At 36.4% G+C, this 11,800-nt stretch carries 12 protein-coding genes; 3 read left to right on the top strand and 9 right to left on the bottom strand.

From position 1 onward, the window contains the following. Positions 1–50 precede the first annotated feature (50 nt). From agaR to MM213_RS00685, 3 genes are all read left to right on the top strand, one after another. Positions 51–812, top strand: coding sequence for a transcriptional repressor AgaR (gene agaR, locus MM213_RS00695; RefSeq protein ID WP_241409365.1), 762 nt, complete (start codon positions 51–53; stop codon positions 810–812). A gap of 173 nt (positions 813–985) precedes the next feature. Next, positions 986–1,240, top strand: coding sequence for a GlsB/YeaQ/YmgE family stress response membrane protein (locus MM213_RS00690; protein WP_241409364.1), 255 nt, complete (start codon positions 986–988; stop codon positions 1,238–1,240). A 174-nt stretch (positions 1,241–1,414) separates the two neighbouring features. Continuing rightward, a complete protein-coding gene (locus tag MM213_RS00685) occupies positions 1,415–2,137 on the top strand; it encodes an SDR family oxidoreductase (RefSeq protein WP_241409363.1) in 723 nt (240 codons plus the stop codon). A 142-nt stretch (positions 2,138–2,279) separates the two neighbouring features. On the opposite strand, the gene MM213_RS00680 is transcribed toward MM213_RS00685, so the two are convergent. The 9 genes from MM213_RS00680 to MM213_RS00640 all read right to left on the bottom strand — a co-directional run bounded on the left by MM213_RS00680 (position 2,280) and on the right by MM213_RS00640 (position 11,755). After that, positions 2,280–3,626 carry a M48 family metalloprotease gene (locus tag MM213_RS00680; RefSeq protein WP_241409362.1) on the bottom strand — a complete coding sequence of 449 codons (1,347 nt, stop codon included), beginning with the start codon at positions 3,624–3,626 and terminating at the stop codon, positions 2,280–2,282. 300 nt (positions 3,627–3,926) lie between these two features. Continuing rightward, positions 3,927–4,733 (bottom strand): queuosine precursor transporter, encoded by an 807-nt coding sequence (locus MM213_RS00675; RefSeq protein ID WP_241409361.1) that lies wholly within the window; start codon positions 4,731–4,733, stop codon positions 3,927–3,929. Positions 4,734–4,759: 26 nt separating this feature from the next. Continuing rightward, the gene (locus MM213_RS00670; protein ID WP_241409360.1) at positions 4,760–5,680 is read right to left on the bottom strand and encodes a ribonuclease Z; all 921 of its coding nucleotides are present in this window, start codon (positions 5,678–5,680) and stop codon (positions 4,760–4,762) included. 2 nt (positions 5,681–5,682) lie between these two features. Next, entirely contained in the window at positions 5,683–6,075 is a 393-nt protein-coding gene (locus MM213_RS00665; protein ID WP_241409359.1) for an STAS domain-containing protein, read from the bottom strand. A 42-nt stretch (positions 6,076–6,117) separates the two neighbouring features. Further along, positions 6,118–7,059 (bottom strand): phosphoribosylaminoimidazolesuccinocarboxamide synthase, encoded by a 942-nt coding sequence (locus MM213_RS00660; RefSeq protein ID WP_241409358.1) that lies wholly within the window; start codon positions 7,057–7,059, stop codon positions 6,118–6,120. 77 nt (positions 7,060–7,136) lie between these two features. Then, entirely contained in the window at positions 7,137–8,243 is a 1,107-nt protein-coding gene (locus MM213_RS00655) for a toxin-antitoxin system YwqK family antitoxin (protein WP_241409357.1), read from the bottom strand. 140 nt (positions 8,244–8,383) lie between these two features. Further along, on the bottom strand, positions 8,384–9,562 hold the full coding sequence (locus MM213_RS00650) for an acetyl-CoA C-acyltransferase (protein ID WP_241409356.1): 1,179 nt from the start codon (positions 9,560–9,562) through the stop codon (positions 8,384–8,386). A gap of 343 nt (positions 9,563–9,905) precedes the next feature. Further along, entirely contained in the window at positions 9,906–10,712 is an 807-nt protein-coding gene (locus MM213_RS00645; RefSeq protein WP_241409355.1) for a hypothetical protein, read from the bottom strand. Between the two features lie 77 nt (positions 10,713–10,789). Beyond that, entirely contained in the window at positions 10,790–11,755 is a 966-nt protein-coding gene (locus MM213_RS00640; protein WP_241409354.1) for a vWA domain-containing protein, read from the bottom strand. Between the last annotated feature and the right edge of the window lie 45 nt (positions 11,756–11,800).

Here is an 11,800-nt window from a genome sequence, read left to right as displayed (position 1 = left end):
ATATAAAGTAGTATAAACAGGTTTTGGAGAAATAAAAAAGTACATACAAAATGAAGAAAACAGCCTTAAGACGCTCAAAAATACTAGATGCATTAGAAAGTCAAGGACAAGTGAATGTAAATGACTTGAGTAAAGAATTCAATGTAAGTGAAGTTACGATTAGAAATGATTTAGCTAATCTCGAAAGAAATAAACTCTTAGTGAGAGCTCATGGAGGCGCATTTAAAACAAATTCATTGGCAATTCCGGTTACCGAAAAGAAAAAGATAAATCTAGATGCTAAAAAAGCAATAGGTAAAGCCGCTGCAAAGATGATTCAAGAGAATGACTCTATTATTTTAGATTCAGGAACTACCACTTTTGAAATATCCAATAACCTTGGAAAATTCACCCGACTTTCTGTTATCAGCAACGCATTGGATATCATCAATAACTTGGCAAACTATGACAATCTTGAAGTCATGGTTCCTGGTGGCTTTTTGAGGGAATTCTCCATGTCCTTGGTAGGGCCAATGGCTGAGAGAAACTTTAAGCAGCTTCATTGTAACAAATTGTTTCTAGGGGTAGATGGTTTTAAGTCTGACGTCGGTGTCTATACATTCCACATGGAAGAGGCGTATCTCAATCAATTGATGATAGATATTGCGGAAGAAGTTATTGTAGTTGCGGATTCGTCAAAGTTCAAGAAAATTGGCTTTGCCTTTATCGCTGGTTTCCAAAAAATTCATAAAGTCATTACGGACAAAGATATCGAGCAAGAATATGTGAGGATGTTGGAAAGAAATAATGTTGAAGTCATAATAGCTAATTAATGCTGGATTTATTTTCCTTTTCAAGGATAAATCTAAAATATGACCAACAAATACGAATGAGGTACAACCATGCTTAAATACGAAATGTATAGTTGTTTTGCGTAGTTTGTTCTTGACTAAATTTAGATTTTTTTTATATTTTTAATTTTTCAAAAAATCTAAATTTTAAAACTATGAGTTGGATTGCTTACATTATTTTCGGTTTGATAGCTGGCGTCATTGCCAAAATTCTTCATCCTGTTAAAGATCCAGGTGGGTGGATTATTACAATATTACTCGGAATCTTAGGATCTGTAGTAGGTAGGTGGATTGCAGGTCTTGCTGGAATTGTAGTCAGCGGAAGTTTTTGGAGTCCAATGAATTGGATTATTTCGATTGCAGGAGCTGTTCTTTTGCTGTTTATTTATTCCAAGCTTAGCAAAAAGTAAGAACTTAGGGGAATTCAATTATTAAAATTGGGGTGGCATTTATCTTTAAATAAATGTTGTCCCATTTTTTTTATCTCATAATTTCGTATCAGTCTTTATTGGCAAACTATTTTAGAATTCTCTTGGTTGTTATGCAGTATTGGAAAATTAGATATAAACCAACTAAATAAAAATATGCAAAATTTAACCAACAAAACAGCATTGATTACTGGCGGTAGTAAAGGTATCGGATATGGTATCGCAGAAGCACTTATGGCAAAGGGAATGCGTGTAGCTATCACAAGTAGATCCCAATCAGCTGCAGACAAGGCTGTAGAAGAATTAAATAAATTGGGAAGAGGCGAAGCATTTGCTTTGGAGGCAGATGTTAGGAATTTCGATTCCCAACAGCAAGCTGTAGATAAAGTAATAGAAAAATGGGGTCAACTTGATTTGCTAGTGGCAAATGCAGGAATTGGTCACTTTGCTTCCATCGAAGATATTTCATTGGAACAATGGCATGAAACAATTGATACGAATCTTACTGGTGTTTTTTATAGCATGAAAGCTGGCCTTGAAGGGCTAAAGAAATCCAAAGGTTATTTTATTTCAATTTCCAGTCTTGCTGGTACAAATTTCTTTGCAAATGGTTCTGCCTACAATGCAAGTAAATTTGGCGTGACAGGTTTTACTCAAGCTGCTATGCTGGATGTGAGAAAACATGGAATTAGAGTAACTACGATAATGCCAGGTTCTGTAGCTACTTATTTCAATGATCATCAGCCAAGTGAAAAAGATGCTTGGAAAATCCAAATCGAAGATTTAGGGCAAATGGTTGCTGACTTGATGCAAATGAATTCGAGAACACTTCCTAGTAAAATCGAAGTAAGGCCTACAATGCCTCCAAGTGCTTCTTAAGTTTGCTAAAAATCCCCACTGGTTTCGAAAGTAATTATGATTTTTTGGGAATTTGGTCAACAGTTGAGTCACTATCTAAGCTAATTAGAGGAGTTTCAACTGTTGACCAAAAAAAATCATGGTATATATTTTTTTGAGAGATCTATCGAAGTGATCCTGTGGTTTCTTTTTGATCCATATTGAACCTAAACAGCAGCTGATTCACAAATTTTAAGTCTGTTTGAACATTTTCACCTGCTTTTTCAAGATCAACCAAACTGGATCTGTAGGATTGAAAAGCAGCCTGTGCTTTTGCAAGATCATCCATTCGCATATAAATCAATCCTGCTTCCAAGTCAAGTTCTTTTAGCTTTTTTGGTGCGAGTTTTCTTGCTTCTTCAAGATATGTCAAAGCTTGCAGATTACTATCCAAATCATTACCAAGTCTTCTATATAGCTTACTGAGAAGTAAGTATTCATCTTCGGTGGCCATTCCAAAATTCTCCATTCTTTCGGCAAGTTTCAAAGCATACTCATAGTTTTTAGAATGATATTCCTGCCATGCAGTATAACTTACGGTGTTTGAAGTTTTGGCTATATAAAGCATATTTTCTTCATTGAATGAATTAGAATTCTCAGTCCAAAAATCTTCCACGACTTTTTCGGTAAGCGCTTTTTGTTCTTGGTCATACTTTGCACCGATTCTCTGGAGATTTTCCATTGTCATATATGAAGCTGCCAATCCAAGATTTAGTGCATCATCAAAGTTATAATAGGTTCCATTTCTTTCATTTCCATAAGCAATGACCGCGACAGAAGCAAAAGTGGCTATTGCACCCCATGTTCTAGCTCTATTTTCTGCACGAATGGCAAGATTCAAATTGATAAGGTTATGATCTAGGACAACATGTGAAATACACTCGGTAAGCATCTGTGCAAGTTCCTTTTCATTATTTGCCATTGAAATCGCTCCAGTAGTGAGGACAATCATGCCATTTTCAAAAGAAAAATAGTTAGGCTCAGTCGATTTTAGAATTACTACATGAAATACTCGATTTTTATCTTTCAATAAGTAACCAGGGTGAATTTTGAAAATCAACTGATAGATATAATCGTACAAAAGTTCATCTTCAAAGATAAGGTTGTTGGTTTTGACTTCTTCATAAAAATTCATGGCGTCTTCATGGAGAGCTTGCCTGTTTTCACTTTGCCATCCTTTTTCTGATACATCCAAAGCTCTTTTTTCAAACCACAATTTTTCCCAAAAAGAAAAATCATTTGAAATCAAATCAACTCTATCTTCATTTACAAGAACATTTGTATAAGAATTCTTTACAAGATATTGTGTTCTATTCGAGACTTCATTCTTTTTTATACCTAATATTTGTACTGTATCACCCACTTGGAAAAAATCAAATTTTCTATTGACAACACCTTCTTGTTTCAATTGCGCATAAAGGGTAGGGGATAAAACTAAAATAACGAGGAGGGTCAGCAGAACTTTTTTCATAACTAGAATGATTTGGTAAGTTAGTTTAACCAACGACAATTTAGTTATTAAGGTTGACCCACAATGAACTTAATATGGAATGTCCCCAATATTGTACCTTCAGCCAATAGTAACTTTTTCTAAAAAAATGTATTATGATTATACGCTTCTTTGCCAGTAGCTTTAATTCCATGGTCGATTGCTTGCTTATGTTCAATATCTATGAGTATCTAATATCAATTTATATCGGATCTAAGCTAAATCAGGCTTGTCTTTAGTTAGTTGCAAAGTTCCGTATATCCATAAAATGTATTTTTGAAATTATAAAAATGAAGTATCTTCCATTGCTTCTTCGGTCATTTTTTCAGCTATTTCTTTTCCCAAATATCTATCGATCCAATGATGGCCCAAATAGAGTAGCGGGGTCAGTAGGATTGCCACACTAAATTTGTAGATGTAATTGATGATTCCCACAGATACGATCTGTGCCCAGCTCCAATTTCCGAAAATGTAAAAAGCGATCCCTAATACTACAAAGGAATCGATAAACTGAGACACAAGTGTAGAGCCTGTAGCACGGAGCCAGATCATTTTTGGGCCTGTTATTTTTCTCAATTTTTGAAATACAAAAACATCTATCAATTGACCCAAGAGGAAAGCAACCAAAGAACCTATGATGATTCCCAAACCTTGTCTAAAGATGGTATTGAAAGCATAATCTATATTGAAACTATTGCCTTCAGGATCGGGACTATTGACCTCCAGCCAAAAAGGTGCAGGATGAAGTTTGGTGACGATTGTAATGATTACAAAGATGTAGGCTATAAAAAAGGCTGTCAAAAAGCTGATTTTCCGAACACCTTTTTTTCCAAAATATTCATTGATAATATCAGTAGTGATGAATACAACAGGCCATATTACTGCCCCAGCAGTAAGGTTAAAGTCCAAGACATAATCTCCAAAAATTGTCCAACCAACTGGTTCAAAACCCAAGGTCATTTCTCCTGAAAATATTTTCACACCAATGATTTCAGCCAAAATCGCATTGGTCAGGAAGATTCCAGACAGAATGATAAAGAGGTTTGTTTTTTTTGATTGAAAAGCTTTGTTGCTTTTTTTGATTTCCATATTGCTGCTAGTTATGGACAAATTCTTTAGTCTATTTGATAGGTAATTCCTTCTTCACTCAAAAAGGTATTCTGAAAGTTGGTTTTAGCTTGTAGCAATAAAGGCTCTAAATCTAGATATCTTGTGGAATAATGGCCTATAAGTAGTTTTTTTGCTTGTACTAATTCGGCGATTTTTCCTGCTTGAGAAGCTGTACTGTGGAAAGTTTCCATCGCACGGACTTCTTCTTCATCACCAAAAGTGGCCTCATGATAGATTGTACTTGAATCTTTGATGTATTCGACCAAATCAACAGGATCGAAAATGGTATCAGAACAAAAAGCATAGGAACGAAGCGGCTCTGGAGGAAGGGTGTAATCCTTTACCAAATAAAGAAGATCCCCGTTTTCATCCAAAAAATCCTTACCATTCCTCAAGGTATTGATCGCTTCAATACTGATTTTGTTCTCCAACAACATTTGCTTATTCATTCTTAACATAGCTTGCTTTTCCTGAATGATAAAACCAGTACAAGGAATCCTATGTTTGAGAGGAAAAGAGAAAACTTTATAGTTTTTTTCTTCCAAAATCAATTCCTTTTCATTTGGATTGGTGGCAATGAATCTTAATGGAAAATTCAATCGTGTATTACTGTATTTGAAATTGGTCGTAATAATCTCATCCAATCCTGCAGGACCATAGATTGTGAGAAGCTTAACTCTTTTGTGAAGGTGGTAGGTGGAAAGCAAGCCCATCAGCCCATAATAATGGTCTCCATGTAGATGGCTGATAAAAATATGATCAACACGACTGTATTTCGTTTTAAATTTGCGCAGCTGGATTTGAGTCCCTTCTCCACAATCCAAAAGGAGGGAGGAAGATCCTACATTGACCAACTGCGCAGTTTGATTTCGACCATGGGCCGGAATCGCAGAATTGGAACCTAAAATGGTAACTTCAAATTCCAAGATTAATTTTCTTCTTCTTCCTCTTCCTCTTCACTTCCTCCATTCTCAATCTCATGGATAAAAATAGCCTCAGCTGCTTCCTCCAATGTCTCCACAATATTGAAAACTTTATCAAGCATTGATATTTTGATCAATTTTGTAACGTGATCCTGCAATCCAGAAATCACAAAAATCCCACCATCACGGCTAAATTCCCTATTTCCAACCAGCAATGCACTCAGCCCACTTGAATCAGCATACTTTACCTGACTCATATCTATTACTAAATTGTGATATCCTTCTGCATGTACTGTCAATAGCTCTGATTTCAACTTAGGAGAAAGTGCAGAATCTAATTTTTCCTCAAGAGGGGTAAACACTACGTACTGTTCTTTTTTATCTACTGAGTATTTCATATTCGTATTTTAAATGATAATTTTTTTGTGTTTTAAATAAATTCAACCTTCTAACTCCTTCAAAACCGCATCTTCAATTCTTTTTTCCAAATTTTCCGTGTCTGCTTTGATGAATTTTTCTCCGGTTATTTTTTCATAAAGCTCAATATATCTGTCAGAAATCTCTTCTACAAATGAAGCTGGCATTTCAGGGACATTCTGACCTTCTTTTCCTTGGAAACCATTTGAGATTAGCCATTGTCTAACAAATTCCTTTGAAAGTTGTTTTTGGGCTTTTCCTTGTTTTTGATTTAGTTCATAGCCTTCAGCATAAAAATACCTTGATGAATCAGGTGTATGGATTTCGTCAATCAAATAGATTTCTCCTTCATATTTTCCAAATTCATACTTTGTATCCACTAAGATCAAGCCCATTTCTGCTGCGATCTGCGTTCCTCTTTCATAAAGAGCATGTGTATATTTTTCCAAAATATCATAATCCTCTGCACTCACAATGCCTTTTTCCAGAATTGATTCCTTGGAAATATCTTCATCATGTCCCTCATCTGCTTTGGTGGTAGGTGTGATGATTGGTCTTGGCAGCTTGTCGTTTTCCTGCAATCCATCCGGCAACGCTACTCCGCAAAGAACTCTTTTTCCAGCAGCATATTCTCTGGCAGCATGGCCGGCAAGGTAACCACGGATTACCATTTCTACTTTGAAAGGTTCACATTTTTTACCTACAGTTACATTCGGATCAGGAGTGGAAGTGACCCAGTTTGGGACAATATCTGCTGTTGCTTTGAGAAATTTTGCTGCGATCTGATTTAGAACTTGTCCTTTGTAAGGAATCGGCTTGGGTAATACGACATCAAATGCTGAAATACGATCTGTGGCTACTACTGCTATGGTATCCTCAAACATATACACATCTCTAACTTTACCCTTGTAAAATCCCTGTTGTCCGGGAAATTCAAAATGGGTTTCTTTTATTGCACCATTCATGTTTTAATCTTTGAACAAAAATAGAAAAAGCATTTGTGTTTGAAACCAGAAATGCACGAATTATTGACATTTTCTTTTTATTTCGGCTCCCGAAGTCCAGTTAATTTACCATCGGTGAAAAATCTCTCCAATATGATTTCTCCACTTTCAGAATATACTTTTTGGATTCCATGGACTTTTCCTCTTTGGTAGGGGAGTTCCTCTTTCAATTGACCAGAAGGAAAGTAAACGTAAGTCATGCCGTGCTGATTTCCATATTCGAAATTCACTTCCTTCTGAACTTTACCATTTTCATGGTATGCTATAATCATCGTTATTTCGTAATACTTGTCATGAATAGTCTTTTCTTGAATTTGACCATTTTCGTAATAGCTTACAAACGTACCAATAGGCAAGCCTCGCTTGAACTTAGTGATTTCTAGTAATTCTCCATTTGGAAAAAAGCTTTTGAATTCACCATCAGGATCTCCATTCCTATATTTACCTTGTTTGGCTAATTGACCATTTTCATGAAATTCTTCAAAAGTCCCATGCTGATAGCCATTTTTGAAGTTTACCCTAGACCTTAATTTTCCATTCTCTCTATAAGTCTCAACTACACCATGCAATTTACCGTTCTTAAATGTTGAGTTTTTGAGTAATTGTCCATTTTTGTAAAAGCTTTGCTGCTGACCTTCCAAAATCCCATCTACATAAGACCTCTTTTCGGTAAGTATTCCTGACAAGTCAGAAATTAAGGTTATGCCATTAGGTTTATTATTTGAGAAAATAGCTTTGCTAATAACTATCCCATTTTCATGATAAGTTATCAACTCACCTTCAATTTGATCATTTTGATAATTCAAAAGCTGCGAAAGTTCTCCAGTACTATAGAATGATTTCGAAATCCCTTCTTTTTTGTCATTACTATAAGAAGTGATTCTTAACGTGTCATTTGTTTCAGGAAAAAAATCAATAAATATACCTTCTCTTTTTCCATTTACATAATTGCCTTTTACTGCCAGGCTTCCACCTTCGTAGTATAACAGATAGGGTCCGTCCTTAACTCCATTTTGCTGTTCAATGATTTCTTTCACTGCCAGTTTTTGCTCATCATAATATGTTTTAATTGTCTGGTTTTGAGCAAATAGAATATATGTAGGTAAAGTTAAAAATAAAACAATTAAGATGGTTTTTATTGTCATTTGTGAGCAAAGATTTGTTTTGTATTGGGTAATATTAATCAAAAAAGACAAAGAATTCACTATTTGAAATCCTTTGTCTTTTCGATCAGAATCCTTCTGAATTTGCATTCCTAAAGATTGGTATCTGAAGTTTTGATTATTTAAAGTTTCTCAATGACGATCGCAGAAGCACCACCACCGCCATTACAAATCCCTGCTACACCTATCTTGCCATTTTTCTGACCCAATACGCTGGTCAAAGTAGCAATAATCCTAGCACCTGATGCTCCAAGTGGATGACCCAAAGATACGGCACCACCAAAGACATTGAGCTTATCATTATCAAGGTTTAGCTGCTTTTGATTTGCTATAGCAACAGCTGCAAAAGCTTCATTGATTTCATAAAAGTCAACATCATTTTCAGTCAAACCTGCATTTTTGATAGCTTTTGGAATAGCTAGGGCAGGAGCAGTCGTAAACCACATAGGATCTTGTGCTGCATCTGCAAAACCACGGATTTTCGCTATAGGTTTCAAACCAAGTTCTTGAACTTTCTCTTTGCTCATCAACACCAAAGCTGATGCACCATCATTCATTGTTGAAGCATTTGCAGCAGTGACAGTTCCTTCTTTGTCAAAAACAGGTCTAAGTGAAGGTATTTTGTCAAACATGACATTTTTGAATTCTTCATCTTCGTCGATGACGATTTTCTCACCTTTTCTTCCCGTAATTTCTACAGGAACTACCTCGTCTTTGAAAGAACCATTTTTCCAAGCCTCAGCAGATCTTGTGTAAGATTGGATAGCGTAATTGTCTTGATCTTCTCTAGAGATTTTCATTTCCTTGGCTGTATTCTCAGCACAATTTCCCATAGGGAATTTATAATAAACTTCAAACAAGCCGTCCTTCACCAAGCCATCTACGAATTCGGCATTTCCATACTTGTAACCAAATCTTGCCTTAGGAACATAATAGGGTACATTTGACATACTTTCCATACCTCCAGCTATGACAACATCATTTTGACCAGTCATGATTGACTGAGCGGCAAACATCACAGCTTTCATTCCAGACGAGCAGACTTTATTCACTGTCGTACAAGGTACATTATACCCAATTCCAGCACCTATGGCCGCTTGACGGGCTGGAGCCTGTCCCAAGTTGGCAGAGATTACATTACCCATGATCACTTCTTCTACCTCTTTTGGATCTAAGCCTGCTTTTGTCAGGGCACCTTTGATAGCGATGCTTCCAAGTTCAATGGCTGTAAGTCCTGCTAATTTACCTCCAAAACTCCCAAGTGGGGTTCTGACTGCGGATACGATATATACTTCTTTCATTTGGGTTTATATATTTAAGAATTTGAAAATTGTATGATTGTAAAATTATAAGATTTTGGTATTGGATATCAAGTCCTGCATTTACTTTACTTTATTCTCTCTATTTATAGGTAAGTCATTTCGACTAAAGGAGCCTGCCCCGTAGAATTACGGGGAGAAATCTCATACTGAATTTTACACCCCATCTTCACTTTTAACTTTCCAGTTTCAAAAAGGGACGAGACCTCCCCGCAATTCTGCGGGACAAGCTTCTCCCGAATGCTTTCGGGATCGAGGTGACGTAGTCGTAGACACTTTGTCTCCTCCCGTCCTACGTCTCATGTCTCACATTTCAAATCTAAACCTACCATTCAGGCAACCCTCTTTCGGCTTTTTTGGTTGGCTTTTTACGATTTTGTTGGATATAGCGGAGTTCTGCTGCATTCATGGCATCGAGAATTTGTGCAGCTTGTTCTGGCGTAAGGTTCATTTCTTTCAACCTTTCTTTTAGTTGCTCTTGGGCTTTTTCTCTTTCACTCAGGTCGCTATCGAGTTCACTAGGTTCTTGTGAATCCTTTTCATTCTGTGATTTTTCACCGTCTTTATCCTCTTTCTTCTCGGAATCTACATCTTCTTCATTATCAGCTTCTTCTTCACCTTCACCATTCTTTTTATTTTCGTCTTTTTTCTCTTGATCCTTCTCGTCTTGATTTTGGTCATCTTTCTCCTGATCATCTTCATTCTCTTCGTCCTCACCTTCATCATCTTGATCCTGATCTTGCTGATCTTCATTTTCTTCTAGCCACCTGGCTAAAAGTTCATAATTATATCGAGCAGATTCATTGTTGGGATCTTTGATCAGAGAGTATTTGAATGCCTCTAGTGCTTCTTTGTACTTCTTATCATTTGCCAAAAGCATTCCATTGTGGTTTGATGCAAAGGAGGCGATCATTTTGTCATCTGAGCTAAGCAAAGACATAAATGTGCGTTGCGCTTCTTCATGTTTCTCAGCGTACTGGTAACTCAATGCCAAGTTAAAAGTAGAAGCAGCATTATTGATTCCAAATTCGGTATTTAACTTAAGGTGATCCTCTATTGATTTTTCGTATTTAGCTTCGCCATAGCTTTTTTCAGCTTCTTTGATAGCAGCATTTTTCTTCGAAATCTCCATCCAGGATCCCGGTATGAATAATAAAATAAATAATGTTATTCTACTGATTATCAACATATATATCTATGATAATTAAATTAAAGATTGATGGTACGCAATGGCAAAATCATATCAACAAGGGCAAGGCACAAAGCTGCAAGCAGAAAATAGAAATACTTGTTGGCAGATGCTTCTACCATTCTGCTACCTGTGACGGATCCTTCTTGTCTTTCTATTGCTGCAATCAGATCTGATGTTTCCTGAACTTCGTCACTGATTTCAAAATAACCACCTTCAGTCTGTGCAGCGAGGTATTTTAGATTGCTCGTTTCTAATCTAGAGATTGCCGGTTGATTGGTAGCAGGATCCATTATTACAGAATTTCCTCGTGGAATTGTACTTCCCTGAGAAGTACCTATTCCCAAGCTAAAGATCTTGATACCTGCGTCATTGAGATCATTTATGATTGTTCTGAAATTGTCCCCGAAATCTTCACCATCTGAAATCAAAATTACAGAACGGCTATTCGTTTCAGGTCTTTCATCATTTTGGAATTTAGACAAGGCCATTTGTAGGGGAGCATTGATGTCTGTTCCTTGGTTAGGAACCAATCCCGTATTCAATCCATCAATATGAAGCTGAAGTACATTTTGATCAAAAGTAAGTGGGCACTGTACAAAAGCCTCCGAACTAAAGATGATCAAACCTATTCTATCACCGGCAAAACGTTTTGTGAGATTTTTGAGCTCAAATTTCACTCGCTGTAACCTAGAAGGGCCAATGTCTGTAGCATTCATGGACTGCGACAAATCCACAGCAATAAAGATATCTTTGCCTTCCTCTTTGATTTCTTTCAAAGATGTTCCGATCGATGGACCTGCAAATGCTACAATAAATAAAACAAAGTAAGCAACCCGAAGGATCATCTTCATGAAAATCCGGTGTTTTTTGACCTCAAGTTTTTTATTGATAAGATAAAACCTGTATAAGTAAACTGTGTATAGCAATCCAAAGATGATTGCCAACCATATAATCGTATTTCCTTCTGGATATGCCCAAATCATGCCTTGAAATTATAAAATATAAACGTAAAGTAATCAGTAGTATTT

The organism is Belliella alkalica, assembly GCF_022549785.1.
In the GTDB taxonomy this organism is placed as follows: domain Bacteria; phylum Bacteroidota; class Bacteroidia; order Cytophagales; family Cyclobacteriaceae; genus Belliella; species Belliella alkalica.
This window is presented reverse-complemented; position numbering and strand designations above follow the sequence as displayed.

Bases quoted from the DNA above. Each gene is read 5' to 3' on its own strand.
- MM213_RS00650 (WP_241409356.1), bottom strand. From the start codon at position 9,562: ATGAAAGAAGTATATATCGTATCCGCAGTCAGAACCCCACTTGGGAGT.
- MM213_RS00640 (WP_241409354.1), bottom strand. From the start codon at position 11,755: ATGATTTGGGCATATCCAGAAGGAAATACGATTATATGGTTGGCAATC.
- MM213_RS00675 (WP_241409361.1), bottom strand. From the start codon at position 4,733: ATGGAAATCAAAAAAAGCAACAAAGCTTTTCAATCAAAAAAAACAAAC.
- agaR (WP_241409365.1), top strand. From the start codon at position 51: ATGAAGAAAACAGCCTTAAGACGCTCAAAAATACTAGATGCATTAGAA.
- MM213_RS00645 (WP_241409355.1), bottom strand. From the start codon at position 10,712: ATGGAGATTTCGAAGAAAAATGCTGCTATCAAAGAAGCTGAAAAAAGC.
- MM213_RS00655 (WP_241409357.1), bottom strand. From the start codon at position 8,243: ATGACAATAAAAACCATCTTAATTGTTTTATTTTTAACTTTACCTACA.
- MM213_RS00690 (WP_241409364.1), top strand. From the start codon at position 986: ATGAGTTGGATTGCTTACATTATTTTCGGTTTGATAGCTGGCGTCATT.
- MM213_RS00685 (WP_241409363.1), top strand. From the start codon at position 1,415: ATGCAAAATTTAACCAACAAAACAGCATTGATTACTGGCGGTAGTAAA.
- MM213_RS00660 (WP_241409358.1), bottom strand. From the start codon at position 7,059: ATGAATGGTGCAATAAAAGAAACCCATTTTGAATTTCCCGGACAACAG.
- MM213_RS00665 (WP_241409359.1), bottom strand. From the start codon at position 6,075: ATGAAATACTCAGTAGATAAAAAAGAACAGTACGTAGTGTTTACCCCT.
- MM213_RS00680 (WP_241409362.1), bottom strand. From the start codon at position 3,626: ATGAAAAAAGTTCTGCTGACCCTCCTCGTTATTTTAGTTTTATCCCCT.